30 protein-coding genes and 1 tRNA gene are annotated in these 25,250 nt (G+C 31.5%); 30 read left to right on the plus strand and 1 reads right to left on the minus strand.

Annotation, left to right across the window (positions count from 1 at the left end; translation table 11 throughout):
* Positions 1 to 48 precede the first annotated feature (48 nt).
* From AA089_RS08225 to AA089_RS08350, 27 genes are all read left to right on the plus strand, one after another.
* On the plus strand, positions 49 to 1,005 hold the full coding sequence (locus AA089_RS08225) for a tyrosine-type recombinase/integrase (protein WP_082113234.1): 957 nt from the start codon (positions 49 to 51) through the stop codon (positions 1,003 to 1,005).
* 389 nt (positions 1,006 to 1,394) lie between these two features.
* A complete protein-coding gene (locus AA089_RS08230) occupies positions 1,395 to 2,288 on the plus strand; it encodes a tyrosine-type recombinase/integrase (protein ID WP_046756467.1) in 894 nt (297 codons plus the stop codon).
* 51 nt (positions 2,289 to 2,339) lie between these two features.
* Positions 2,340 to 2,810 carry a replication protein gene (locus tag AA089_RS08235; RefSeq protein ID WP_046756468.1) on the plus strand — a complete coding sequence of 157 codons (471 nt, stop codon included), beginning with the start codon at positions 2,340 to 2,342 and terminating at the stop codon, positions 2,808 to 2,810.
* 223 nt (positions 2,811 to 3,033) lie between these two features.
* Positions 3,034 to 3,324: a hypothetical protein gene (locus AA089_RS08240; RefSeq protein WP_046756469.1), complete on the plus strand. Its 291-nt coding sequence runs from the start codon at positions 3,034 to 3,036 to the stop codon at positions 3,322 to 3,324.
* On the plus strand, positions 3,314 to 3,802 hold the full coding sequence (locus AA089_RS08245) for a hypothetical protein (protein ID WP_046756470.1): 489 nt from the start codon (positions 3,314 to 3,316) through the stop codon (positions 3,800 to 3,802). The genes AA089_RS08240 and AA089_RS08245 overlap by 11 nt, the downstream gene beginning before the upstream one ends.
* 122 nt (positions 3,803 to 3,924) lie before the next feature.
* Positions 3,925 to 4,662 (plus strand): ABC transporter ATP-binding protein, encoded by a 738-nt coding sequence (locus tag AA089_RS08250; RefSeq protein ID WP_162200426.1) that lies wholly within the window; start codon positions 3,925 to 3,927, stop codon positions 4,660 to 4,662.
* Positions 4,662 to 5,411, plus strand: a complete 750-nt coding sequence (locus AA089_RS08255) for an ABC transporter permease (protein ID WP_046756471.1) — start codon at positions 4,662 to 4,664, stop codon at positions 5,409 to 5,411. Before AA089_RS08250 ends, AA089_RS08255 begins: the two co-directional genes overlap by 1 nt.
* On the plus strand, positions 5,396 to 6,403 hold the full coding sequence (locus AA089_RS08260) for an ABC transporter substrate-binding protein (protein ID WP_046756472.1): 1,008 nt from the start codon (positions 5,396 to 5,398) through the stop codon (positions 6,401 to 6,403). The genes AA089_RS08255 and AA089_RS08260 overlap by 16 nt, the downstream gene beginning before the upstream one ends.
* 2 nt (positions 6,404 to 6,405) lie before the next feature.
* Positions 6,406 to 7,149 carry a methyltransferase domain-containing protein gene (locus tag AA089_RS08265; RefSeq protein WP_046756473.1) on the plus strand — a complete coding sequence of 248 codons (744 nt, stop codon included), beginning with the start codon at positions 6,406 to 6,408 and terminating at the stop codon, positions 7,147 to 7,149.
* Between the two features lie 2 nt (positions 7,150 to 7,151).
* On the plus strand, positions 7,152 to 8,966 hold the full coding sequence (locus AA089_RS08270) for a hypothetical protein (protein ID WP_046756474.1): 1,815 nt from the start codon (positions 7,152 to 7,154) through the stop codon (positions 8,964 to 8,966).
* A complete protein-coding gene (locus AA089_RS08275) occupies positions 8,941 to 9,768 on the plus strand; it encodes a DNA-binding transcriptional response regulator (protein WP_046756475.1) in 828 nt (275 codons plus the stop codon). Before AA089_RS08270 ends, AA089_RS08275 begins: the two co-directional genes overlap by 26 nt.
* A gap of 117 nt (positions 9,769 to 9,885) precedes the next feature.
* The gene (locus AA089_RS08280; protein WP_046756476.1) at positions 9,886 to 10,104 is read left to right on the plus strand and encodes a hypothetical protein; all 219 of its coding nucleotides are present in this window, start codon (positions 9,886 to 9,888) and stop codon (positions 10,102 to 10,104) included.
* A gap of 40 nt (positions 10,105 to 10,144) precedes the next feature.
* Positions 10,145 to 10,390 carry a hypothetical protein gene (locus AA089_RS08285; protein ID WP_046756477.1) on the plus strand — a complete coding sequence of 82 codons (246 nt, stop codon included), beginning with the start codon at positions 10,145 to 10,147 and terminating at the stop codon, positions 10,388 to 10,390.
* A 102-nt stretch (positions 10,391 to 10,492) separates the two neighbouring features.
* Positions 10,493 to 10,726 (plus strand): hypothetical protein, encoded by a 234-nt coding sequence (locus tag AA089_RS08290; protein WP_046756478.1) that lies wholly within the window; start codon positions 10,493 to 10,495, stop codon positions 10,724 to 10,726.
* Positions 10,727 to 10,793: 67 nt separating this feature from the next.
* Positions 10,794 to 11,921, plus strand: coding sequence for a hypothetical protein (locus AA089_RS08295; protein ID WP_156168948.1), 1,128 nt, complete (start codon positions 10,794 to 10,796; stop codon positions 11,919 to 11,921).
* Positions 11,918 to 12,625 (plus strand): hypothetical protein, encoded by a 708-nt coding sequence (locus AA089_RS08300; protein ID WP_046756480.1) that lies wholly within the window; start codon positions 11,918 to 11,920, stop codon positions 12,623 to 12,625. Before AA089_RS08295 ends, AA089_RS08300 begins: the two co-directional genes overlap by 4 nt.
* A complete protein-coding gene (locus tag AA089_RS24670) occupies positions 12,615 to 12,767 on the plus strand; it encodes a hypothetical protein (protein WP_156168949.1) in 153 nt (50 codons plus the stop codon). Before AA089_RS08300 ends, AA089_RS24670 begins: the two co-directional genes overlap by 11 nt.
* 12 nt (positions 12,768 to 12,779) lie before the next feature.
* Positions 12,780 to 14,240: a type IV secretory system conjugative DNA transfer family protein gene (locus tag AA089_RS08305; protein WP_046756481.1), complete on the plus strand. Its 1,461-nt coding sequence runs from the start codon at positions 12,780 to 12,782 to the stop codon at positions 14,238 to 14,240.
* Positions 14,240 to 14,602, plus strand: coding sequence for a hypothetical protein (locus tag AA089_RS08310; RefSeq protein ID WP_046756482.1), 363 nt, complete (start codon positions 14,240 to 14,242; stop codon positions 14,600 to 14,602). Before AA089_RS08305 ends, AA089_RS08310 begins: the two co-directional genes overlap by 1 nt.
* Positions 14,599 to 15,015: a hypothetical protein gene (locus AA089_RS08315; RefSeq protein WP_046756483.1), complete on the plus strand. Its 417-nt coding sequence runs from the start codon at positions 14,599 to 14,601 to the stop codon at positions 15,013 to 15,015. Before AA089_RS08310 ends, AA089_RS08315 begins: the two co-directional genes overlap by 4 nt.
* Positions 15,012 to 15,536, plus strand: a complete 525-nt coding sequence (locus AA089_RS08320) for a relaxase/mobilization nuclease domain-containing protein (RefSeq protein WP_046756484.1) — start codon at positions 15,012 to 15,014, stop codon at positions 15,534 to 15,536. Before AA089_RS08315 ends, AA089_RS08320 begins: the two co-directional genes overlap by 4 nt.
* A gap of 29 nt (positions 15,537 to 15,565) precedes the next feature.
* Positions 15,566 to 15,862, plus strand: a complete 297-nt coding sequence (locus AA089_RS08325) for a hypothetical protein (RefSeq protein WP_046756485.1) — start codon at positions 15,566 to 15,568, stop codon at positions 15,860 to 15,862.
* Positions 15,863 to 16,148: 286 nt separating this feature from the next.
* Positions 16,149 to 18,155 carry a right-handed parallel beta-helix repeat-containing protein gene (locus AA089_RS08330; protein WP_046756486.1) on the plus strand — a complete coding sequence of 669 codons (2,007 nt, stop codon included), beginning with the start codon at positions 16,149 to 16,151 and terminating at the stop codon, positions 18,153 to 18,155.
* Positions 18,156 to 18,406: 251 nt separating this feature from the next.
* Positions 18,407 to 18,907: a hypothetical protein gene (locus AA089_RS08335; RefSeq protein ID WP_156168950.1), complete on the plus strand. Its 501-nt coding sequence runs from the start codon at positions 18,407 to 18,409 to the stop codon at positions 18,905 to 18,907.
* Between the two features lie 18 nt (positions 18,908 to 18,925).
* Positions 18,926 to 19,507 carry a hypothetical protein gene (locus AA089_RS08340; protein WP_156168951.1) on the plus strand — a complete coding sequence of 194 codons (582 nt, stop codon included), beginning with the start codon at positions 18,926 to 18,928 and terminating at the stop codon, positions 19,505 to 19,507.
* Positions 19,508 to 19,641: 134 nt separating this feature from the next.
* A complete protein-coding gene (locus AA089_RS08345) occupies positions 19,642 to 21,144 on the plus strand; it encodes an SMEK domain-containing protein (RefSeq protein ID WP_046756489.1) in 1,503 nt (500 codons plus the stop codon).
* Entirely contained in the window at positions 21,144 to 22,601 is a 1,458-nt protein-coding gene (locus tag AA089_RS08350) for an argonaute/piwi family protein (protein ID WP_046756490.1), read from the plus strand. The genes AA089_RS08345 and AA089_RS08350 overlap by 1 nt, the downstream gene beginning before the upstream one ends.
* 95 nt (positions 22,602 to 22,696) lie before the next feature.
* Here the strand turns inward: AA089_RS08350 and AA089_RS08355 are convergent.
* Positions 22,697 to 22,778: transfer RNA gene (locus AA089_RS08355), tRNA-Leu, on the minus strand.
* A 154-nt stretch (positions 22,779 to 22,932) separates the two neighbouring features.
* Between AA089_RS08355 and AA089_RS08360 the strand changes: the two genes are divergently transcribed.
* From AA089_RS08360 to pth, 3 genes are all read left to right on the plus strand, one after another.
* Complete coding sequence (locus AA089_RS08360; RefSeq protein ID WP_046756491.1) at positions 22,933 to 23,874, plus strand: ribose-phosphate pyrophosphokinase; 942 nt, start codon at positions 22,933 to 22,935, stop codon at positions 23,872 to 23,874.
* A 25-nt stretch (positions 23,875 to 23,899) separates the two neighbouring features.
* Positions 23,900 to 24,496 carry a 50S ribosomal protein L25/general stress protein Ctc gene (locus AA089_RS08365; protein ID WP_046756492.1) on the plus strand — a complete coding sequence of 199 codons (597 nt, stop codon included), beginning with the start codon at positions 23,900 to 23,902 and terminating at the stop codon, positions 24,494 to 24,496.
* Positions 24,497 to 24,574: 78 nt separating this feature from the next.
* The gene (gene pth / locus AA089_RS08370) at positions 24,575 to 25,216 is read left to right on the plus strand and encodes an aminoacyl-tRNA hydrolase (protein ID WP_046756493.1); all 642 of its coding nucleotides are present in this window, start codon (positions 24,575 to 24,577) and stop codon (positions 25,214 to 25,216) included.
* The last annotated feature ends 34 nt before the right edge of the window (positions 25,217 to 25,250 follow it).

Genomic DNA, 25,250 nt, shown 5'->3' on the forward strand with positions numbered 1-25,250 from the left:
TGTAAAGGCATACCTATTAATCGATAGCTAGTATTATATGATAGTGACATGTCATATTCTCAAAATCCATTAGAATTAACTGAATTAGAACCGTTATTTCAAGAATACCTTTCCGCGTGTAGATACACTAAACAGTTAAGTTCCAAAACAATTAAAAGTTATGGAGAAGTGTTTTCCACTTTTCAAAAAATAATGCCAGAGATAAAAGAACTTTCAGATTTACATCCTCAAATGTTACAAGAGTTTTTTAAACGTATCAGTATTAGAAAGCGTATCGTAGGAAAAAAAACTGTAGTAGGTATAAGACCTTCAACAATTCGAACTTATTATAACAAATTACTTATTTTCATACGTTGGCTCGAACATTATAATTATATAAAAGAAGAATTAAGTCCAAAAATAATAAAACCTCCAATGCCCGTATATGAGGATGAAAGAGCATTAACTGATGAAGAAATCGCAAAAATAATTGCCTCCATAACATTATATTCCAGAAAAAATGATTTTATATATGCTCGTGATTTAGTAATCATTAGTCTACTTATTTATACTGGAATTCGAAGAGGGGAACTTTTGGCTTTGCGTATTGGTGATATTGATTTCCAGACTAATACTTTATTCATCAATGGTGCTACTTCAAAATCTAAAAAAAGCAGGTACATCCCTATTCATTTTTCTTTATTAACTCAATTAAAAACATATTTAAAAGAACGAGAAAAACGAAAAACAAAATGCGAAATGTTAATTGTCTCTTCTAAGTCTGATACTCCATACACAGTATACGGTTTGAAATGTTGGGTTAAAAAATATGTGAAACTCTCTGGTGTTCGATTCCATTTACACAGATTTAGACACACTTTTGCTTGTAAGCTAGCAAAACAAAATGCTGATATTATAAGTATTATGAACGTAATGGGACATTCTACAACAAGAATGACAGAACAGTATCTTCGCTCAATTAAAGCTGAAAATTCAAGAAGTTTTATTGAAAAAATGACCTTTTAAAAGGAATAGGAAATGCTATAATATTCAAGTCGATACATTTATAAACACCGCTTCATTATCAAAATAAAGAAGCATAATTATAGTAGATGTATTACTATTTCTTGGATAAAATTTGTGTAGAGAGGTGGTGCAGTAAATCACCTTGTCAATACTACAAAAAACTCTGTAAAACCTTTATAAAATAACGTTATATGGGAATTGGGGTTGTATATCCTATCTTGCACTGACGAGGTGGCAGGTTCGAGTCCTGTCAGGTCCACCAAACCCCTTACTTTTTAACGTTTTAGAGCAATCAAGGCGTTCGAAGCAATTATTTTCCTATTGCCTGCCCAACTTAGGTGGTTCAAAAATCCTTTAGAAATAGTGATATATCTGCTCTTAAAACAAGTATGAATATTGAATTATTACTAGAGGATTTTTGTTATTACTCAAGCTATATCAGAGGAGTTTCTCCAATGACCGTAAAACGTTATCGAGAAAAAATAGGTGCTTTTTATAGAGCTATGGAAATCAAAAACATAGAAGAAGTCAGCGAAAAAATAGTCCACAACTATTTTTTACAGGGAAGAGTGAATAAAAAATGGAAAACGACAACTTATAGAACGTACTACATGACACTTATCGTTTTTTTTCGTTGGTGTATTAAAAAAGGGTATTTAGAAACTAATTTTGCCGAAACTCTTGAAGTTCCAAAACTAGAGAAATCATTACCAAAAGCGATGAAGAGAAAGGATGCATTATTGTTACTAGAAGTGGTTTACAATTATCCATACACACACCGTTCCTTGAAATATAGAAACCATGCTATATTTTCCATGTTCTTATTAACAGGGCTTCGTAAAAATGAATTGTTGAATTTAAAACTAACAGATGTAGACCTAGAGAATTTAACCGTCTTTGTAAGGCAAGGAAAGGGGAATAAGGATCGCATTGTACCTATGAGTTATACTTTGGCTCAATCTTTAAAAAGATACCTCTTAGAGCGTAAAAAACAGCGTAGAACGTGTTCAGAATTTTTCGTTTCATCAAATAGAAATAAGGGATATTCAGAAAATGGATTAAAACTTCTTGTTAATCAATTACGAAAAGCATCAGGAATTTATTTTATCATTCATACACTTCGTCATACTTTTGCTACATTAATGCTAGAAGGAGGTTGTGATATTTTTAGTTTATCAAAAATGATGGGGCATAGTGATATTAAAACTACAACTATTTATCTTTCTACAACAGCAGAGCATTTACGTTCACAAGTCGTTAAACATCCTTTGAATATGGATTAATACAAATAAGTATATCTATAATCAAACAAAGGAAATTACTATACTGTACTAATGAGTTATATATATCACACCAATGTTCCAAATAATCTATTCGATATTTATCTTAAAGATTTAGGCTATGCCGAATTAAAAGTATTTCTGGTTATCATACGTCAAACCTACGGCTGGAAAGACAAACGCACTAATTCATACAAACATTGGGATTGGATATCACAACAGTTTTTCGTTAGAAAAACAGGTCTCTCAGCAAGAGCTGTTTCGACTGCCATTTCCAAATTGATATACAAGCGATTGATACAAGTTAAAAATAAACAGGGAAGTCTGCTTTTTCATAAAATAGAACGTCAACGTGAATCAAAATTATACTTCTCGTGTACTCTTAAACAAAAAAGTAGTGAACTTACAAGCAGAAAACCAATGAAGAAACTTCACACTACAATAATTAAACATACAAATACGTACCGTGAAGATACTTCACAAGCATTTAAAAAAATACAATTCTCTAAACATCAAAAACCATAACTACCACCTATACACAAACTGTCCACAAAAAATGACAGTACCGCGAAATTTTTTTGTAGTATTTACAAAATGGTATATCTATGGTTCTACAAGTAAAAGCTATAAAATAGTTACAACGTTGGACTCTTAATTAATCCCAACGTTTTTATTTTTTATGACAAACGCATCACAATTACATTTACTTAAAAGTTATCGAGAACGCACCGGCGTATCTCTCCAAGATATGGCAACCATGATCGGCATTGATACTGGAAACCTATCAAAAATTGAACATCATAAGTTAGATGCTAATACTCTTATCCTCTTTTCGTATCACATCATTTTAAAAATTCCGATTGAAAAACTCTTTAAGAATTATTATCCAGAAGTTACTAAAAACTGCTTACGGAATGGAATGGCTTTGAAAGATAGATTACTGAATGAAATGAAAGCACCACACATAGACAAGCGGTTAATCCTTGTTGATACTATTATTGATCGACTCGTTGAACTTGATAATAACTATGAAAACTAATCCTCTTGTAGTTACTCTTTACCCGAATGCATTTGGTATGGGCTATGTTATCAGCGAAACACCAAAAGAATTAATCAATTACGGCATCGCAAAAATACGCCCACTTACAAAAGATAAATATGTAAAAAGACTTCATAAATTCATTAAAGAATACCGACCAGCATTGATATTACTACGTGACTATACTGATTCTGATAATCGAATTAGTAAACGGGTAATGAAAGTTATAGATGCTTTTGAAAGGGAAGCGAAAGAACTCGAATTACCCATTTTCAAATACTCTCGTGATGACATTAAAGAAGTATTTAGTCAGTTTGACGGAAATAATAAATACGTCATTTCAAAGACTATTACATCATGGTATCCCGAATTAAAAAGATACATGCCAGATATTAGAAAGTATCCCAATGCAGAACACTATCGAATGGGAATTTTTGATGCTTTTGCGCTGATGCTTACTCATCACTACTTAGAATAAAAAGAAAATATTTATAATGATTACAATTTTGTGAGGTTACATACTTTTTACACCTAGAAATAGAAAAAGGTATATTCTATTAAATCAGTTAGTTATATTTGTTAAAGATCATTATGTTAATTATGACTATTAAAGTAGATAATTTAAATTACAGTTATACAAATAACAAACCTGTACTAACTGATATATCGTTTGAATATAAAGATACAAAGACGATAGCAATCGTTGGAGCTTCAGGGAGTGGAAAATCCACATTGTTACGATTACTATCTGGTAATATAACTTCAATTAAAAGGAGTATTCTTATCGATACTATTACTCCCAAAGAGAATACACTTAACGGAAATATTGGTTTTATGTTTCAAGAACCAACATTAATGCCCAACTTAACCGTAGAAGAAAATGTAATACTTCCACTTAAATTAAAGGGTATAAAAGATTTTGATTTCGCAAATGTTTTAATAAACAAAGTTGGATTAACAGCATATAAAGCTTATTTGCCATCTGAGTTATCAGGAGGCATGAAAACTAGAGTTGCATTAGCAAGAACCTTTGTTATAAAACCAAAACTCATTTTACTGGACGAACCTTTTGGCGCATTGGATGTGAAGTGGAAAACTACTCTTTATAGAGAATTAGAAACTTTACGAGCAGAGTTTAATGCAACACTTTTGATTGTTACACATGATATTCAAGAAGCACTCTTACTATCAAATGATATTTTAGTTTTAAATAGTAACGGGAAGCTTTTAGAAAAAATAAACATTAACAAAAAATTACCAAGGGTATTTAATGATAATGCTATATTTTCATTACAAGATAGTTATTCAAAAATTAAAAAATTAATAATGGAGAACTAATGAAATACTTAACTAGAAATATAGTGTATTTAATATTCATTATTGTTTTGATAGTGCTGTGGGAATATCAAGCTAACAACAGCAAGGAGTTTAGGCTCTTATTAAGCTCACCATCATTAATTTGGGAGTTTTTTCAAGATGAGACCTTTAACCTATTAATGGCTACATGGACTACATTTATAGAAGCTTTTATAGGGTTATTAATAGCAACTAGCTTTAGTTTTTTAATCATTGTCTTATGCCTGTATAATAAGCGATTAATGTCTTATATCCTACCGGTTATGATTTTTAGCCAAGTGATACCCCTAATTACACTTGCGCCTTTATTTATTATTATATTCGGAATCGGTCTAAAATCTAAAATTATGATGGCGACATTAATATGCTTTTTTCCAATTTTCGTAAATTTTAGTAATGGTATAAGGTTGATTGATAAAAATATACATGAAATGATGTTTATATATGGTGCAACCATAACGCAAAGAATAAAAAGGATGTATTTTCCTTTAGCCTTACCAAATATAATGTCTGGTTTAAAAATAGCAACAACATTAGCAATCATAGGGGCTATTGTCGCTGAATTTAATGGTGCTGATATTGGACTAGGTAAAAATTTATTTTTAGCTGCTAAAAGACTAGAGCCTGAACTCATGATGACAAGTTTAATCTTATCCTCTCTATTGGGAGGTTTATTGTATACAAGTATAGTATTAATTGAAAAAAAAATTGGAAAATGGTATCTCAAATAAACAAAGTAAAACTCGCAATTATTTTAGTCATAACAATTGTATTTATTGGCTGTAATAATAAAGAAAATAAAAAAATGACGGATGATAAAGATACGCTTACATCTATTTCGTTAAGACAAGAATGGTTTCCATATGCAGGGTATGCGGGAGAACTTATGGCGATCAATGAAACAGCTAAAAAGCAAGGCCTTGATATTACTTTAGAAGCAGGAGCCGACAATATAGATCCTATTAAGCTGGTAATTAGTGGAGCGAATGACTTTGGTGTAGCAAGTGCTGATAGAATCTTAACAGCAAATCAAAAAGGGGCAGAACTAGTTGCTATTGGTGTTATAAACTATAATTCTCCAACCTGTTTTATTGCTAAAAAAGAAAAAAACATTACAACTCCGACAGACTTTAAAGGTAAGACCATCGGTATTCTCACTGGTACCAATACGGAATATGTTTACAAAGCACTTAAAAACAAGTTAGGATTAGATGATAATTCCATTAAAGAAGTTGAAATCCCATTTGACCTTGGAACTTTTATAAGTGATGCTTATGATGTTAGACCTGCTTTTATATATGATGAAACGATATCACTAGATATGCAAGAGGTTGCTTATACTGTTATCGAGCCAAAAAATTATGGAATTAATTTTTTAGGGACAGTTTACTTTACGACTAAAAAAATGGTTAAAGAAAAACCTGAATTGGTTCAAGCTTTTGTAAATGCAATGGCTGAAGGATGGGAATTGGCTTTAAATAATCCATCACAAGCTATAGCGTATTTAAAACAATACGATAACGCAATCAGTGAAAAACGTGAGTTAGCGTCTTTAATCAAAGGAAAGGATTATTTCAAAGGTCAAAATGGTAAAATCTTATTTTCAGATACTCAAACATGGAATGGTATGGCAGATATATTGAAGCAATTAGAAGTAATAAAAACATTTAATGCTTCTGAGTCAATTGACATGACGTTTGTAAACAACTATCATTCAAAATAGTTATGGTAAGAGTAGTAAATGACAAAAATGAATTTAAAGATTTAAATCAGCATTCATGGAAAATAAATGCTGATTTTATCATTGAAAATGGATTTCCTCATATAGATATAGAAAACCTATTATCTAAAGAAATTTATTCTCTACATAAAAAGAATAAAAATCTATCTAGAGTTTTAGATGTAGGCTGTGGTACTGGTTGGTTAAAAAAAATCATTCCAGACACATTAAGTTATATAGGGGTTGATAATTGCGTCAAGTTTATTTCAAAATTATCTGAAAAAGAAGATAGTTTCCATTTATTAGATATTGAAAAGCAGTATCCTCTTGAAAAACTCCAACAATTCCAATCAGATATATTAGTATGCAGCTTAAGTCTTATCGAAACTCCTTTTTTAGATCAAGCATTTAAAAATATAAATCTTTTAACAAAAGAAAATGGTTTTGTTATCATCGTTGGTCTTAATCCAACAATAGAGCTTTTAAGAGTTTCAAAAACTCTAAATGATTTAGAAAACTATTTAGAACTCTATAAGTCAACTGATTCAAATCTATCCATATCAAAAACTATTAAATCAAAAGGTGCCATTTCGGATACAGATTATCATCGTATTTTGTATAGTCCTAATGATTATATAAGATTGGCTAAAGAAAATGATTTTGCGCTTATTGATTTTAAAGATGGGCTAAATAAAGGTTGTAAACTTAGCGAACCTGTATATCAATATTTTTTATTTAAAAAACAATAACGATGATTACTTTTGGATTTTTTGGTAGCAGTAGTGACTCCATAGCATTAAAGCATAATGTATTGGTAGATTCTATTCTTATTCAAATATTTCAAAAACATAATAGCGTAAGAATCATAACTGGAGGCTATGATGGTTTTATGAAAACCATCTGCCAAAGAGCTAAACAACTAGTAGCTTCTAAATATAAGGATGTCTATTTGGAAACTTACGGGATCTTGTATAGCGGTTTTTCAGAAAGTCCTAACAGTTATTTAGACAAGACAATAAACACCTCCTCTATTGGCGAACGTGTTCAAACAGTAATTGAACTTAGCGATTTTTTATTTGGAATGCCTGGTTCTAACGGGACTTACCATGAAATACTACAGGCCATAGAAGTTATTAAATATCCTTCACCGAATCACAAAAGGTTATTTTTTAACAATCTTTACGTAAGTTCTTTTTGGAAAGATAAATTAGAGATGGAAGAGTTACAATTTTTTGATACGACTTCTGAACTTAACTTTAAAGAAGCAACTGCTAATATTTCCGTAAAAAAAGAACTGGATAAAAATACTGTCAAGGATAGTTTAATTGAACAAATAAAAAAAATAATCTGTCATGGTCATGAAAGTAAAGATGACATTCTTGCTTTTGATTTTGCATTTACTCTTTTTAATGAAGAGCATGGTATTAATGTAGGAAAAAATACAAGTAGAGCTATTGATACTTATCAAGATGTTATTCAAGGGTATTTGAAAACAAAACCATCACTTTTAAATTACGATACAGGTTTTAGAGATTACGATTCACTAGATTGTAAACTTTATAAAGGTAAAAATTTAAAATTATCACAATACGAAATTGACATTAGTAAGGAAACTAAAGATAAGAATCAGAAAAATATACAATTCGGTTTTGAGGATTGGAATCGATATTTAAAGTCAAACGGTTTTGGTAAGATTTCATTTTGGGTTAATGAAACCTTTCAGTTTGATAAAATTCGGGTAAACCTATCCTGTTTTTTAATACTAAATGTTGATTTACCAAAGCATAAATGTGACCATATCCTGTTATTACTTGAACAATATATACTAAGCAATGGACTTCAGGAATTAGTATCACAAATAAAAAAGTTCTTAATAACCACAAAAGAACTAACATCGTTTAAGGATTATGCAACTTCTCATAAACATACTATTAAGAATTATGAGTTCAGATATAGCCTAGCTACACTTCTGAAGTATCTACCATCAGAAGATCAATATGCAATGGAGTTATTGGAGAATATTAATAACACTCTTATAATTCGCGATTTAGCTTCGCAACTTTTTTATTCTTTTGATAGGCAAAACTCTAAAGATGTTTATGAGAAGTTTAAGATTAAAAGTTTAAGTGGCTTAATAATGGCTATTCACAAGAGTAGCTCTTTAGCCTTTAAAGATGAAGAACATTTAAAGTTAGACTTAGAATCATTTTCTAATCACATGTGTAACACTATAAGTTCTGGAGATTTTTTAGATGTATTTAACATTGTAAGTAATCTATATAGCAACACCAGAAAACACTCTGATGACAAGGAGTTTTTTATAACTGTAGATAGTTCTGATAAGAAGAAGTTAATTATAGAATTTAGAACCTTATCAGATATGGCTAAACCATTTGTGGATTATCTTAATGGCAAAAAAGAGATTGATCTTAATTACCATAAAGGCTTTAAACAAATTAAACATTCTGAAAAAAAGTTAAATTACATAGATATCGATGCTAAATCAAATGTAAAAGAAACAATAATTAAACTAATTGTAAATGAAAACACTAATAATAGACGATAGAAAAGAATATGCTTCTGGTGTCCGATTAGCACTTCAAGAAATTTTTAATTATCGTGAAGATGATAAACCTGTCATAAAAACGAATCCTAAAAACGGTATTGCCGAAGTAGATCACACCTATGATCTAGTGTTAATCGATTTTAAGTTTGATAATAGTACAATGACTGGTGCAGATATCGGATTAGAAATTCGAAAGGAATACCCATTAGCAACTTTAATTTTAATTACTGGCTACGGCAAAGAAAATATTCTGAAATTTATACATGTCGGTTTTGACGCCTATTTAGATAAAGACATAGAAGCGTTGCAAATGGGAATTTCAGATTTAAAAAATGTTATAAATATTGGAGTCGCTAATTCTCAAAAGCGTATCAAAAGCAAATTTACTACAGATGAATTACAAAATGTGAAAGATAAGTTCGATGCTATTGAAGCTGTCTTAGAAGCAGATACTTATAGAGTACTAGGAGATGCGGTAGTTTATGGAGATTTACATCAAAAAGGAGTTTCCATTGAAGAACTTAAAAATAATATACTAAAAATTGATAAATGTATAAAAAATAAAAAAGTTTACATAAGTGATTCGAGAAATGAATATAAGCTTATTGGACGTACATCACTCAACAGGTATTTAAGAGTATATCATCGAGAAAGTAAAACATTCATCATTAATGAAAATGCATTAAAAGTAAGACAAATACTTTTAGAGAAAGGAAGTATAATTTGGCCTAGAGTTGCAAAGCACATTAATACCTTTAAAGCTTTATTGAATGATCTAGACATTCGATTAGGTAACAAGTAACCTTACGTTTCACAATACATGTAATATTACACAACTTACTAATAATCAGTCACTTATGCTTTTAAGTGACTTTTTTTATGCCTAATTTTGAAGTATTAACAATTCAAAAAAAATATTATGAACCAATCGCAAGTACTTCACCTAATCAAAGTTTTAGACAACTGGAATCTGTATAAGTCAGAGGAAGGTTTATTTGTAGTCATCGAACCTAACGGATGCATTAAAACATTTACCGAAAAATCAGAAGCAAAAAAATTTATGCTACTAGAGTTCTACAAGAAGGTTGATTTTAAAAACAGTAGCAAAACGTTAACATCCTTACCTGCAAACAGGTAAGGATGCTAAATATAGCTATAACCAAACAAAAATCAGTCATATGAAATCTCTAGAAAAAATAATTAACACCTATATACTCGGACTTCATCAATTCAATTTAGATGATGATATTGAATGCTATGGTTTGGTTAGAAACTTTAAAGCTTCTTTTCAATCATTAATTGTAAGTCAAAATTTCGATCAAAAAAACATCTTTTTCCATCAGCTCAAAAAAGCTTACTTACAACCAAACACTGAAGATGTTATTAATGGTTTATTAGAAATAAAAGAATCTAAAAAAGGTTAACACATATCTAGTTTAATAACATATTCAGTTATACTACAATTATAAATCTTTACTAACTCAGAAATCTAAAATTAAGGTTTCTACAACGCTCAATCACTCAAAATGGGTAGAAAGAGAAAAAACAAACAAAAACTTCCAAGAAAATTGGAAGTCATGACTCCCGTATTATTAAAAAAAATGAAGGTTCTTGAATCTAAAAACAAGGTTCGTCTTCTGTTTGATTTTAATAATAGTCAAATGTTTATCGCTTTTAATGGTGCTACCAACCAAAGTTACTATTCTGCTAATCTGAATATCGCAGAATTATTCTACAAAAAATTAGTTACAAGAAATTAATCTTTAATAAAGTGTCCAAAATCAATTTTGGATGCTTTTCGTTTTTAACATTCAAAAATTTATACAAATGAAACTATTTAACAAAAAAGCTGATAATTCAGCTAAGATTACCACTATTGTAGATCGTGAACTTTCAGAATACATTAATACGAAAGAAATCGAATATCACAATAAGTATCAAAAACACGCACAGAAATTAAGTGTGTTGAAATTCAACGAGCTACCAAAGACGGCACGCATTACCGATTACATTACGGGACTTGTAATGGACTTCCAGAAATTAGTTGATTACACCGATCAGCGTTTAAATGGTGTACTCCACCAAGCCAAAGGGAAGTCTGACACCGCAGACATGGAAGCAGAAGGCGAAGAACTTGATCGAAAAGTTGACGAAACACAAAACGAACTAAATATTCTTAATGCAAAGTTTGATGCAGATGCGAAGAAACATAAATCAACCATACGACGATGGCAAAGAGTATTATGGATATTGTATTTCGTAGCAGGATTTGAACTTCTGGCGAACATGGAAATTTACAATATGCTTGGCGGCGGCATTCTAGCATCAATTTCTATCGCCATTATCAGCGGTATTGTTGTGTTCTGGTGGGCGCACCTTACAGCGAAATTGATTCATCGTTTCGGTGACTCGAATTGGAAAAAACAACTTGGTATCTTCTTACTAATGTCGATTCCAATTTTTGTGATATTCTATCTTTTCAGTTCCATGCGCGTTACATATCTACTCGCTCTATCTCCAGAAATGCAAGACGTATATAGTAGCAATCCGATTGTACCGACACTGATTAACTTCTTTGCCTACTTAATCGCTACGTATCTTGTTTTTGAATACCGCCCAAATGTTGCTATCAAAAATGCGTACAGTAAATACTGTGATGATCTAAAAAGCATTGAAGAAGCACAACAGAAACGTGATACCTATCTCGCTGAAAAAAATAGTTTAGAACCGAAGCTACGGCAGAAGCTACTGGATTATCATAATCTACAGCTACTTGGACAGCAGATTGAACAAGATATTTCAACACGCATGCTTGCGTGCTTTCACGAATTTAAAAGTGAATTACATCTTCTCAGTAATGGGAAATGCGCTGATCTTTTTTCTACCGATGCAGAAGATGTTCCTGCACTAAAATTCAATTACCAAAACAATAACGAAAACACAACGCAATCATGAAAAAGATTTTAATATACCTCTACATTGGATTTTCATTAGTTTCTTGCAAACAGGGAACAGAGAAATCCACATACATTTCAGTTTTGGCTGATAAGACATCAGATAATATGTCTTCGCCAACTATACAGGACATTTACCAAGTTCTTGAAAATGGAAAAGAAGTAACGACTGCTGTAACATTTTCATATCAAATCATAAGCAATACGGATATTAATAAGCGACATACATTGTCGCTTCCTCCTTATTCGATGTTTGAAAATACGTTGAAACGAAAATCTGAGGTAAACAGATTTTTTAATGCTATCGACACGCTCTTTCATAGACAGCAAGCGATACAATATGAATACAATCGTTCACACATTTTCGTTCCGCTTATTCAGCAACTAGAAACATTGCAACAATCTGATGCAACGGAAAAGGTTGTACTACTATATTCTGATCTTGTTGAACATTCAAGTCTTTTCAACGGATACAAAAACTCACAAAAACAAAATGCTGATGCAATTGTTGATTTATTTCGTTCACAATTACCGTCAAATAGTTATCACGGCATTACACTCTATATCAACTACTATCCTACTACGCCACTTGAAAATCAACGCTTTTCAGATTTCTGTAAAATCTATAAGGCAGTATTTAAGGATACTGGATTAAAGATACGTATTGGCATGGACAAACAAATATCATTGAACCATGAGAACTAAAGGACACATCTTTTTTAATGCGCTTGGAAGTATTGTCAAAGCGCTCTGGAAACTGTTCCTACTTGCAGTCTTTATTATAAGTAAACTGATTGAAGCCATAAGTGGATTCTTCAGTAAGCTCACAGAAAAAATGTTGAATTAAACAATTACAGAAATGATACAACTATTACTTAATACAATCAGCGATGTCATCACAGGAGGTTTTAACTTCCTGTTTGATGGTATCGAAAGTATGACCAAAAAAGATACTTCTTTATCAGCAAAATTTGGTAAAGAATCGTCGCTTCTTTCATCACGTCACGGTGGTTTATCCATTACTGGAACAAAGTTTTTAAGTATTGAAAAGTCAAAAGAACACCTCTTGTACTTTGGACCGACTGGATTGGGGAAGACTACGATTTGCATGGTACCTAGTGCCTTGAACATTGCACAATCTAAAAACGGAATTGATTCTAGTATGATTATTAACGACCCATCTAAAGAAAATCTTGAAATGATGAACTTTTTTATCAGCAAAGGATATAAGGTGTATCGTTTTGACCCAAATGATCTCGAACATTCCATTTACTATAATCCGTTGCATCGTATTCGAAATGCATCAGATATTACCAAAGTCGCCTCGTTACTAGTCACAAAAAGTAGTAAAGAAACACAAGATTACTGGCAGTTAAAATCTATTGAAGTGATCAGCCTTATCATTAGCTTTCTCTTAGAACATACATCAAAAGTCTATCAAAATATTGCTAACGTATATTATTTTCTTGAAAATCTAGCAGGGAATGAAGATGCAGTAAGTGGTTTATTTGCAGAAAAAGCTACCGAAAAACAGTGGCGACAATTCAAAGCATTAATTGCAAATAGTGAAAATACGAAAGCCAGCATCATCAGTTCCGCAATTGGAAATTTATCATTTATTGGTAACGATCCAAACTTATGTAATCTCACATCAGTAGATACGTTTGATTTTTCAAATCTAGCAAAGGAAAAAACAGTACTTTTTTTGAATTGTGGAACAGCAGAAATGGAATATTACAGTCCACTGTTAGGTTTGTTCTTTGAGCAACTATTTACTGAATTGTTCCGCTCGATTCCGAAAGCTTCTGATAATCATCTATTCTTATTAATTGATGAACTTTCATCCATACCAATTCCTAGTCTTTCAAAAGTGATTGCAAATGCGAGAAAGTACTTTTCCATCTTAGGAATCCTCCAAAGTGAAAATCAGCTTTATCAAAACTATGGTGAGTACAATGCGAAAACGATTCTTAACAATGCATGTCGCGTCTACATGACTGGATTAAATGATGAATGTGATCGCATTTCTAAAGCACTTGGCGAGTACGAATACTATACGGATAAGGATAAAAAAGTATTACGCACGCGACCTCTGATGACGAGCAACGAAATCCGCACGATGCCAAAAGATCGTGTTATTGTTATACCAAATGGGGGATTATTTCCACTCTACTGCAAAATCAAACCGTATTACAAGAATGGAAAGTATATGCGCTTTCTGAATACGGAATTACCCAAAGAGGACATTCCAATCATGAAAGCACAGTACCAAGCACAATATTTACCATTGGATACTTCACAAAATGATACCGAAGAATAATGAAAATACGCAAATTCATAGATCGCTTTATTACGATGAATCAAAAAATAATCTCAAAATCTATTGAAGGATTCGGAAGTGTCTTTAAAGATATCATAGATGGTAAGCACACTAAGATTATCAAGAGAATGGAGACTATTCTTTCTAAGTCTATTAAAAAAACTGAAAAGTTCATTACAAAGAGGAAAGTAAAAAAGAAACAAAGAAAGTCACATCAAAAAGAGTTGCAAGAAATTGCAAAAGAACACGATGCATTACATGATTTTGAGCATATCAAATATAGTATTGAACGAAAGAAACAGCGATTGATTGAACTTAATACAATTCATAGACTTGAAAAGAAACAAATACGTGAACGATGATACAAGAATCACAACATTTTGAAAGCCTGCAAGCGTATTTGGAATATCGTTTTTCAAACATTGATGATGTTACACCTGAAATGGTTACAAAAGCAAAGACAGAGTATCGTAAAATATATCAATCCCGATACCGCAAACAGTATCGGGAACGTTATATACAGGTAACGTTTAGAATTAAAAAACAAGAATATGAAAATTTAAAAAGAATTGCTGAACAACAAAATATCAAACCAACTACACTTATCAAACAACGTGCTTTACAACAGCAACAAGCTTTTGATGAAACAGGAATTATCAAGGAATCACTTCTCAATATTATTGATTCTCTTGAAGAAGCAATATATGAAGGCGAATCAGTTTCAGTAACAGAACTATTACACCGCATAACAATAATATATGAACTTTTGCCATGATCGTAAAAACCATTTCACATACATCAACAAAACGAGTGAATATTGAGAAATTGATTCACTACGTATTTGATCCTAAGAAGATGGAACATGATCATCTTGGAAGAAAATCACTTACAGTTAAAAAATATATTCGCGGTTATGACATTGATAAATGGATAGATCAATTAATAGAGAATGACGACAAACGGAGTTTTAATCATAGTAAGCGAACCGTATTAAGACATGAAATTATTTCGTTTGCACCACAAGACAACAAATTACTAACTCGCGACATCCTAAAAGATTTTAGTAAATACTATTTACACCATCGTTCTCCAAAATCTATAGGAGTGTGTGGTGTACATTATGATGAAGCTATCCACATCCATTTTATCATTTCAGGTATTGGCATAGATGGAAAGTCAACCAGAATTTCACGACAACAATTCAAAGAATTTAAAATTAAGTTACAGGAATTTCAGCATCAGAAATATCCACAACTCTCTCATTCCATCGTTGACCACGCCAAAAAAAAAGTTTAAACATCAAGCTTTCGCAGAAAGAACAACTCATGAAGCAATCGAGTGGTATTGTTTCTAAAAAAGAACTACTAGCTATTCAGGTAACCAAGATTGCCAAGAAGTGTAAAAGCTTTACGGAACTCCATACCAAGTTAATTAATCATAATATCGAACCGTATTATAGATACGGCAAATTAACTGGTGTTTGGTATGGAAACAAAAAGTTTCGACTTTCCACACTTGGAGTCGGAAAGGAACATCTTAAAAAGCTCACCAAAGAACAGGAGCGACTAGAAAGTCTTAAAAAATCTAAAGACAAAAATATCAATCGCGAATTGGAGCGATAACGAAAAAAGCTTTTTCTAAATGTAGGAATAGCTTTTTGAGGTTTAGAGGATTCCAAAGGTCTCCTTTGGCAAGATCGCAAGTGTTGAAAAATTGTAATGAAATGAAAATTTGTAGAAACTTGCAATCTTGTTGAAGATTCAGGCGACTATGAATATTTTTATAAGGAACAATAAATGAGAAATTCATAATATTTTAATTACAAACAAATAAGTGTAAACATATTTTTATGTAAAATTTATCTTATATTATATTTGTGAATCATTGTATAAATTAAAAAATCTAGTTATGAGTAAGGTTTATTTCTTAATTATTATATTTTTAATATCGTTTACCTTGGTTAATGCTCAAGTTGAGTATTATATTGATGAGAACGGAACAGCAACAACAGAATCAAATGCTGGAACTCAAACTAATCCCTATGGTTTAGATTATTTTTATAATAACCTTTGGTTTTCTTTCGCAACCACTAATAATGGAACTACTACTACCCTTTTTTTAAAGGGAGCTTTTGAAATTGATACAAGCCTTTTTATTGGAGGATCTAATAAAAAATATAATCTAACCATTGATTCATGGGATATTGATGGTGATGGCATCGGCGATGGTGGCGCAGTAATAAGACCTGATTCTTCTTTAGATTCATCAGGTGGACTGAGTTTTACTCAAATGTTTACACTAAATGATTCTGAAAATATAACTATAAGAAATTTAACATTCCAAGGTAGTACCAACTACAATACTTCGGGTTTATCATTACTTAATGTAGGATATAATAACAATTTGACCATTGATAACTGTGTGTTTGAAGATAACTATGGACAAAGCGGAATAGCTTTAAATGTATTCGGAATGGGTGATAACATTACTATAAGAAATTGTAGTGTTACAAGAATGAGATGGATTGATAATCCACAAACTCCTCCTACTGCTGGCTCCAGTGGAATATTTATTGTAGGAAATGAAAATGATGGCCCCATTACCAATCTTGTAGTTGAAAATAATTCTGTAACAGATTTGATTAATGGCTTTGCTGAAAATATAACTGTGACGGGGTATATTGATGGTTTTACCATCCAAAATAATGTTGTTTCCAATAATGGGAATATAGGAATTGCAATTGCTGGTCATTATCCGGAGGTACAAGATTGTGATTTTAGTGTAAATCCTCCTTGTGTTCCTATGGACTTTGGTAAAAATCAAACACGAAATGGTGTCGTAAGAAAGAATACGATATTAAATAATAATCAACCAACATTTGCTGATGCAGGTATTTATTGTGATGGATGTAGAGATGTAGTTATTGAACAAAATTTTATAAAAGGTGGTGATGTAGGTATTTCTATTGGTTGTGAAAATGGTGGGGATTTTGAAAATCAGTTAAGTGCTTCGAATGTAACGGTGATAAATAATAAAATTATTGGTAATTCAGGAGCGGGACTTTATGTAGGCTCTTCATTAAATAGTAGTCCTAGTAATGTGGGAAGGTTTCCCAGTACAGTCATGAATTGTTTAATTCGCAACAATACGTTTTATAAAAACGGTTCTCAGGGCGAAGTATATATTGGTAGGTCACAAAACAACGATTTTCATAATAATATTCTTTATATGAGTAATCCTGCATTTGCTTTTGTGGTCTTTGATAATCAGCCCTTTTCAGCATTCAGTATGGACTATAATCTATTTTTCAGAGACAATCTAAATTCACAAAATTTGATTTTTGATTCTGACGGTTCACAAAATGGAGATATAAGTAATGAAAATCAGAATTCTTCATTTGGAGATCCAAATTTTGCTGATTCCACAAATGATGACTTTACAATATCTGACCCATCTTCGGCTATTAATGTAGGAATGCCAAATACAACAATTATAACCTCTTCCTTTTTGAATGGTTACTATGGAACTAGTTTAAATTTAGCGGGTACGACTACCGAGGAAACTGATTTCTACAATAATCTTAGAATTTTTAGCAACACTATCATTGACATAGGTGCACATGAATCGGAGTCTATGGCTTTAAGTACACCTGAATTTTCTGAAGAGACCTTTCAAATATATCCAAACCCTACAGATAAATGCAGCTTTATAACAATCAAAAATAATTTTATTGGACAAATAAAAGTAACTGTATATTCTTCAATTGGTACTTTAATAAGTAGTCCCATAATTTTTGAAAAGACACAAATTCAAAAAACAAAGAAATTAGATTTTGTGGAGTATCCTAGTGGATTATATATTGTTATATTAGAAATGGGAGACATCAAACAATACTTAAAAGTAATTAAGGATTAAGTTGCTATATTAAAATATATACTCTAACCGATATCATACTATTTTATTAGAAGGGTAATACAAAAGGGAAGTCCCTTTACCAAGATTGCTAAATTAAGTTGACTACGGAAAACCGTAAGGTATATTCTTCAAGAAATCAGTTATTGATAAATTAATTAATACCATGAAGTTTGTACGTATGTAAGAAAAATTACATATTGAAGTTAAATCTAAAGGTATTTGTTAACTTTATAGTAAAATAATATAATCCTGTGGAGAAAGTAATATTACCTGCTTTTAGATCAAACGTACCTGAAGTTCCAGAAGGTATAACAAAACCTGGGTGGCATCTACCTCTTTATAGAATGACAGAAGATGGAATAGATCTTGATTTTGGTCCATTACTGCTTTTTGAAAAAGCGATAATAGACCAAAACAATTATGATTTTATCAATTCTTCTGACAAAACCTATTTAAAACCACTCAAAGAATCATTAAGGATTTTAAAAGAAGAAGGATTTCTTGATCTTCTAGATTTTAACAAATATTTAAATATTTGCCGTGAGCCAGCTATAATACAAACAGAAAAAGCATTATACAATCCTTTTGAATGGACTGGCGGAATCTTAAAATCACTCAAAGGTTGGGAAAAACAATTACCTAGCTTCAGAAGAGTATTGGAAAAGGATTATGATGAATCCTCTATGCACATGGAATTTGGAACATTTGTTTATTTAATGAAACGAGATGGAAAAATAATTAAGTCAGAGTAAGATCGCTTAATGAAGTTGATGGCATCAAATAAAAAAAGATATCGCTCTTCAGAGATTGATGAACTAAAAGAAATTGTTAGACCAACATTATCTTATCTATATACAAATATTGGTATAAGTGAAATTTTAGGAATACCCTTTGTCGATGTAGACTTTTCTTCTGAGCTATATTCAAAGGTTTATCAAAGGTCAATGAGGCATTTAAGTCCAGATGTAGAAAAACCTTCAAAAGAAGTTGAAATAGCAACACAACTATTCAATATAGCTATAACTCATTTAAGACCTAAGAATCCTAAAGAAATGCTTTCTTTACTAAAAGATAAGAGAATTAAAGACTTTAGAGAATATGTTTCTAGTGTTTCAAACGAAGGATTAATTATTGACCCTCAAATCATTGATGAACTTATCATTCAGGCTATAAGAGTTGAAAGGACAATTCAAAAAAAAACAGGGATAGTAAAATGGCTTGGCAGAGCAGTTTCTCTAGCTCCTTTTGCTACTCCTGTAGTTATAGCTGGAGAAGAGATTGCCGATAAAATTTTTAGTGGTAAGAAGAAAAAATTTAATTGGCTATATGCTCTAATAGACAATACAATATAAATTTTTAGAACTTGTTATTTTATAGGTTAGAAATTATTTTGTTTTTAATAGAAAAAGCAATAGCTTAGAAATTTCTTACACCTTTACTTAATGACATTCTTAAATTCAAATAAAGAAAAGCAAAACATAATATATTGAACAGAAAAGATCGAATAGACGAAATTGTAAAATACTCCTCAAGATTTGTTGGTGAAGTTGAAGCCTATAATAAGTTAGGAAAATATGATATCAACCTTCATGCAGAACACTTTTTATTACCAGTTTTAAATACTCTATTTGATCTTGAATTAGAAAATTTGAATTCTAGTAAAAAAAACAATTTTCCTGCTATTGATCTCGCTGACTTCAAAAATAGAGTAGCATTTCAAATTACTTCAACACCCAGTTCACAAAAAATAACAGATACCCTTATTAAGTTTACAAAATATAAGCTTAATGAACATTTTGACATTCTTTACTTTTTTATTCTAACAAAACGTCAGGATAAATATCCTGATGATAAGTTAAAAGAATTGATTCCTACCTCTCTAATTTTCAATTCAACAGAACATATCATCGACAACACTATTCTTCTTAAAAAAATCAACAGTTTATCCCTTCAGAAGTTAAACCACATTGCGAAGATTTACAAACACGAATTCTCCGATATACAAGTTGAAGAAAGAGAGAAAAAATTTAGTGAAGGATATTTATCACATTCAGGAGAAAAACTTTTTTTAAATTTAATTGAAATAGTTATTCCAAAAAATATATACATAGCTGATTTAAAAATAGATGAGGAAAGCATTTTAGAAAGAATAAACTATTGGCGGACAAGCAAAGGTTTAAAACCATATAAACGAGCAAAGAATAAAGAATCTTTGTTAGTAAATGAATTGAAAGAACGAAATATGTTTTGTAATGATTGGTTGCTTCGTGAAGGCAAACTTCATACGTTCAAAAATATTTCTGACAATAAAGAATTTTTTTCAACCTTAATAGATAAAGGTACTGTCACAGAATTAAATTGTGATGAATTTTATAGTGACAATGTAGATAATCTTAGAATATTTAAGAATTTATTACGTAATACCCTTCGCCAAGACGGTCACTACATGGGTTTAGAGTGGGAAAATAAAAAATATCTTTTGAGGTTTCGCATGTTAGACAGAAAAAATCCTGCTCCCAAGAGTATTAAATGGAAAGCTAAAAACAAGGCTACTAAAACTGTTATTTCAGAAGTCATTAATAAACAAGAAGGGCACGTTATTTGTTATAAACACTTAGCCTTTAAACCTAGTTTTGAACTTATAAGTAACAAATGGTATTTATGTATTAATTCTACTTGGAGTTTTACGAATCCTGGCGGTTACAAAACAAGCCGTTATGAAAAAGATTATCTCTCTGGAATAAAACGTCTTGAGAACAATAAAACCATTTACTATTTCTTTAGGTTTTGGTGCTATCACTTAATGTATAAGGATCTTTTTTCTATAGATAATAGAACACTATCATACATAGTTCCTGAGGCTTTATTTATTAAAACAAAAATTGATGATTCTAAATGGAAACCCGTTAAAGAAATTAATGAAACAACTGAAGAAGGAGATGCAGTTTTAAAGGCTGATAATGAAATTGACTTAAGATTATTTGAATAATGAATTTACGATACATCCAAGAACCATCATTACAATTCGGAGAAGGGCAACATTTATGTCCCAAATCAGGAATTTTTTCTTACAGCCCATATGATATAGATGAATTAGCTCGTCCTGATAAAATTACAATAGGTATTATTGGTAAACCTGATAGCATTGATATAGTCTTAGAATGGTTAAATGACTGTAAAACACATATCGAAGGTAAACTAGGCAAAAATGGAGCATCTCCACATCCTAATTTATTTCTAAACTTTTGTGGTTTTAATAAAAGTATTGGTTTTAAATCAGAAATTGTATACGATGAAGGGTACAAAAGAAAAATAAATAATTCCGAATTCACCGAAATAATAGAGTCGGATATTAATTTAGAGACACGTATTAAACTAATTGCAGATTTATATTTAAATGAAATAAAATTCTTGACAAAGAACAAAAGACCAGATGTTATCCTTTGTGTATTAAGTGATAATTTTATAACTCTAATTCAAGATTCAGAAATTCCAACGAATGATGAAGATGTAACTTCAAATTCAATTAATACTGATATTGACCAAGAAGTAATAATAAAAAAAGAACAAAATTTCAGACGTTACCTAAAAGCCAAAGCAATGCAGTACAACGTCCCTATTCAGATACTTAGAGACAAAATAGCTAAACCTTCCGGTGGTATGCAAGATCCCGCGACCATTGCCTGGAATTTTTTTACAGCAATTTATTATAAAGCATCTGGTACACCTTGGGCATTGATTCGAAAAGATGCATCAGATTCAACTTGTTATGCAGGAATAAGTTTTTACAAAAGTCGTGATTCTACTACTACCCAAACAAGTCTCGCTCAAATTTTCAATGAGGTTGGCAAAGGGGTAATTCTTAGAGGAGAAGAAATTAAAATCGACAAAAAAGATAGGTCACCACACATGAGTGAGGAACAAGCTTTTAATCTTCTATCAATTTCTTTAAGAGAATACTTTAAAGCAGTTAAGGTGTTTCCTAGAAGACTTGTTCTACATAAAAGTTCTAATTTCACCCCAGATGAGATCTATGGTTTTAAACAAGCGACAAAACAAGTAAATATTTATCAAATTGACCTAGTGACAATTATGCCTTCAAAACTCAGACTATACCGCGAAGGTGATTATGCCCCCTTGAGAGGTACTCATTTAAGGCTCTCAGATGATCGACATTTACTCTATACAAGAGGATCAGTTCCTTACTTTGAAACTTACACGGGAATGTATATACCTAGCCCAATTGAAATTAGGCTTTTTGAACATGATGAGTCTCCAAATGTTATCTGTGATGAAATTTTAGCTTTAACAAAAATGAATTGGAATAATACTCAATTCGACAGAAAGTTTCCAATAACCTTAGAATGCGCAAGAAATGTAGGAGAGATATTAAAATATTTAGAACCCGACGATGTAATGCAATTAAAATATAGCTTTTACATGTAATTCATTATTATGCGTATTGAAAAAACACAAATGTTTTACCTATGTTTTACCCAAATAAAAAAGCCGAAGTATAAAACTTCGGCTTTTCCTTTGTGTACTCGAGGTGGGAATCGAACCCACACTCCCGAAAGAACTGGATTTTGAATCCAGCGCGTCTACCAATTCCGCCACTCGAGCTTCTTTTGTTTCTAAAGGAGTGCAAATTTAGAAAATATTTTTAATTCTTGCTTAAAAAAAGAAATAAAAGCTTTTAGAGTTGTAATAAATTTCTAAATTTGCACCTCGTTTTACACAACACAACAATTAACTAACTACTAAACAGAATATTAAAATGTCTTATACTGTCCCAGAACCAAAGATTTTTGCCTGTACGCAAAGTGAAGAGCTAGCGCAAAAGATTGCAAAAGAGTATGGAGCAGAATTAGGAAAAGTTACGTTCTCAACATATAGTGATGGCGAATTTCAGCCTTCTTTTGAAGAGTCTGTTCGTGGTGCAAGAGTATTTATCATCGGATCTACGTTTCCAAACTCAGATCATTTGATGCAAATGCTTCTCATGTTAGATGCTGCCAAAAGAGCTTCTGCACGTCATATTACGGCTGTACTTCCTTACTTTGGTTGGGCAAGACAAGATCGTAAAGACAAGCCAAGAGTTCCTATAGGTGCAAAACTAATTGCCAAAATGCTAGAAGTAGCTGGAGCAACACGCATTATTACCATGGATTTGCATGCAGATCAAATTCAAGGATTTTTTGAAAAACCTGTAGATCATTTATTTGCATCTACCGTGTTTTTACCATATTTGAGAAAGCTAAATTTAGACAAGCTTACCATTGCTTCTCCAGATATGGGAGGATCAAAAAGAGCGTATGCCTATTCTAAGTTTTTAGAAAGTGATGTTGTTATTTGTTACAAACAACGTAAAAAAGCCAATGTAATTTCACACATGGAACTCATTGGAGATGTAACAGGAAAAAATGTTGTTTTAGTTGATGATATGGTAGATACTGCCGGAACATTAACAAAGGCCGCAGAAGTAATGATGGAAAAAGGAGCATTATCGGTACGTGCCATATGTACACATCCTATTTTATCAGGACAAGCGTATGAACGAATAGAAAATTCTAAATTAGAAGAATTAATCGTAACCGATTCTATTCCATTACGCCAAAAATCAAGCAAAATCAAAGTCGTAAGTTGTGCGCATTTATTTGCAGATGTAATGCAAAGAGTACAAACAAACACTTCGATTAGCTCAAAGTTTTTAATGTAATTAATTATTAATATAAACTCAAACAATGAAATCAATTACAATCAACGGATCTCAAAGAGAAAGCGTGGGTAAAGTGTCAACTAAAGCCTTACGTAATGCTGGAAAGGTTCCTTGCGTATTATACGGAGGAGACAACCCACTACACTTTTCAGCAGAAGAATTATCATTTTCTAAATTAGTGTATACTCCAAATGCGCACACAGTTGTGATTGCATTAGAAGACGGTACTACACACAATGCTATTTTACAGGACATTCAATTTCACCCTGTAAATGACAGAATTTTACATATCGATTTCTATCGTTTATTCGACGATAAAGAAGTTACTATGGACATTCCTGTTTCCGTTAAAGGAGCTGCGCCAGGAGTAATGTCGGGTGGAGTTTTACGTTTAAACAAGCGTAAACTTAGAGTAAAAGCATTGCCTGCTAATTTACCTGATGTTATCGATGCTGATGTTTCTGAATTACAAATTGGAAACAAATTATACGTTACAGCATTAACAAATGATAACTACAAGTTATTACATGCAGACAATACAGTAGTTTGCCAAGTAAGAATTTCACGTGCTGCAATGAAAGCTGCGCAAGAAGCTGCAAAAGAAGAAAAAGCTGCAAAATAAAAATAATTGATCTTCTGATCTATAAAAAGCATTCCATATCGGAATGCTTTTTTATTTTTACACAAATTTTCAAAAAACATGTTTCAGTTTTTAAAAAAATTATTCAGTACATCTCATTCAAAAGTATCATTCAACGCAGAAGAAACAGATCCTATGAAAAAATTTCTCATTGTAGGTTTAGGAAATATTGGAAGTGAATACGAAAACACTCGACATAATATTGGATTTAAAATTCTAGACTTTTTTGCCAAAAAGGAAGAATTTACATTTGAAACCGATAAACTAGGCGATATTGCTTCGTATAAGTTTAAAGGTCGAACGTTTATTCTTTTAAAACCAAGCACATACATGAACCTCAGCGGAAAAGCAGTTCGCTATTGGATGACAAAGGAGAAGATTCCTATTGACAATGTATTGATTATTACAGATGATTTAAATCTGGAATTTGGCACCATTCGCCTAAAAGGAAAAGGAAGCGATGGCGGACACAATGGCTTAAAAAGTATTCAAGCACTACTAAACACTACGAAATATCCTAGATTCCGATTTGGAATTAGTGCCGAATTTGGCAAAGGAAAACAAGTAAATTATGTGTTGGGCGAATGGACAACGGAAGAAAATGATAAGCTTCCAGAGCGACTTGAAAAAAGTGTGGAACTCATCAAATCGTTTGGAACAGCAGGAATTTCAAATACCATGAATAATTTTAACGGACAATAAAAAAAGAGAGAAGCATCACACTTCTCTCTTTTCA

Origin of the sequence: Kordia jejudonensis, assembly GCF_001005315.1 — a bacterium.
Lineage (GTDB): Bacteria > Bacteroidota > Bacteroidia > Flavobacteriales > Flavobacteriaceae > Kordia > Kordia jejudonensis.

Excerpts from the sequence above, each read along its gene's own strand:
- AA089_RS08225 (WP_082113234.1), top strand. The coding sequence starts at position 49 with ATGTCATATTCTCAAAATCCATTAGAATTAACTGAATTAGAACCGTTA.
- AA089_RS08230 (WP_046756467.1), top strand. The coding sequence starts at position 1,395 with ATGAATATTGAATTATTACTAGAGGATTTTTGTTATTACTCAAGCTAT.
- AA089_RS08235 (WP_046756468.1), top strand. The coding sequence starts at position 2,340 with ATGAGTTATATATATCACACCAATGTTCCAAATAATCTATTCGATATT.
- AA089_RS08240 (WP_046756469.1), top strand. The coding sequence starts at position 3,034 with ATGGCAACCATGATCGGCATTGATACTGGAAACCTATCAAAAATTGAA.
- AA089_RS08245 (WP_046756470.1), top strand. The coding sequence starts at position 3,314 with ATGAAAACTAATCCTCTTGTAGTTACTCTTTACCCGAATGCATTTGGT.
- AA089_RS08250 (WP_162200426.1), top strand. The coding sequence starts at position 3,925 with ATGACTATTAAAGTAGATAATTTAAATTACAGTTATACAAATAACAAA.
- AA089_RS08255 (WP_046756471.1), top strand. The coding sequence starts at position 4,662 with ATGAAATACTTAACTAGAAATATAGTGTATTTAATATTCATTATTGTT.
- AA089_RS08260 (WP_046756472.1), top strand. The coding sequence starts at position 5,396 with ATGGTATCTCAAATAAACAAAGTAAAACTCGCAATTATTTTAGTCATA.
- AA089_RS08265 (WP_046756473.1), top strand. The coding sequence starts at position 6,406 with ATGGTAAGAGTAGTAAATGACAAAAATGAATTTAAAGATTTAAATCAG.
- AA089_RS08270 (WP_046756474.1), top strand. The coding sequence starts at position 7,152 with ATGATTACTTTTGGATTTTTTGGTAGCAGTAGTGACTCCATAGCATTA.
- AA089_RS08275 (WP_046756475.1), top strand. The coding sequence starts at position 8,941 with ATGAAAACACTAATAATAGACGATAGAAAAGAATATGCTTCTGGTGTC.
- AA089_RS08280 (WP_046756476.1), top strand. The coding sequence starts at position 9,886 with ATGAACCAATCGCAAGTACTTCACCTAATCAAAGTTTTAGACAACTGG.
- AA089_RS08285 (WP_046756477.1), top strand. The coding sequence starts at position 10,145 with ATGAAATCTCTAGAAAAAATAATTAACACCTATATACTCGGACTTCAT.
- AA089_RS08290 (WP_046756478.1), top strand. The coding sequence starts at position 10,493 with ATGGGTAGAAAGAGAAAAAACAAACAAAAACTTCCAAGAAAATTGGAA.
- AA089_RS08295 (WP_156168948.1), top strand. The coding sequence starts at position 10,794 with ATGAAACTATTTAACAAAAAAGCTGATAATTCAGCTAAGATTACCACT.
- AA089_RS08300 (WP_046756480.1), top strand. The coding sequence starts at position 11,918 with ATGAAAAAGATTTTAATATACCTCTACATTGGATTTTCATTAGTTTCT.
- AA089_RS24670 (WP_156168949.1), top strand. The coding sequence starts at position 12,615 with ATGAGAACTAAAGGACACATCTTTTTTAATGCGCTTGGAAGTATTGTC.
- AA089_RS08305 (WP_046756481.1), top strand. The coding sequence starts at position 12,780 with ATGATACAACTATTACTTAATACAATCAGCGATGTCATCACAGGAGGT.
- AA089_RS08310 (WP_046756482.1), top strand. The coding sequence starts at position 14,240 with ATGAAAATACGCAAATTCATAGATCGCTTTATTACGATGAATCAAAAA.
- AA089_RS08315 (WP_046756483.1), top strand. The coding sequence starts at position 14,599 with ATGATACAAGAATCACAACATTTTGAAAGCCTGCAAGCGTATTTGGAA.
- AA089_RS08320 (WP_046756484.1), top strand. The coding sequence starts at position 15,012 with ATGATCGTAAAAACCATTTCACATACATCAACAAAACGAGTGAATATT.
- AA089_RS08325 (WP_046756485.1), top strand. The coding sequence starts at position 15,566 with ATGAAGCAATCGAGTGGTATTGTTTCTAAAAAAGAACTACTAGCTATT.
- AA089_RS08330 (WP_046756486.1), top strand. The coding sequence starts at position 16,149 with ATGAGTAAGGTTTATTTCTTAATTATTATATTTTTAATATCGTTTACC.
- AA089_RS08340 (WP_156168951.1), top strand. The coding sequence starts at position 18,926 with ATGGCATCAAATAAAAAAAGATATCGCTCTTCAGAGATTGATGAACTA.
- AA089_RS08350 (WP_046756490.1), top strand. The coding sequence starts at position 21,144 with ATGAATTTACGATACATCCAAGAACCATCATTACAATTCGGAGAAGGG.
- AA089_RS08360 (WP_046756491.1), top strand. The coding sequence starts at position 22,933 with ATGTCTTATACTGTCCCAGAACCAAAGATTTTTGCCTGTACGCAAAGT.
- AA089_RS08365 (WP_046756492.1), top strand. The coding sequence starts at position 23,900 with ATGAAATCAATTACAATCAACGGATCTCAAAGAGAAAGCGTGGGTAAA.
- pth (WP_046756493.1), top strand. The coding sequence starts at position 24,575 with ATGTTTCAGTTTTTAAAAAAATTATTCAGTACATCTCATTCAAAAGTA.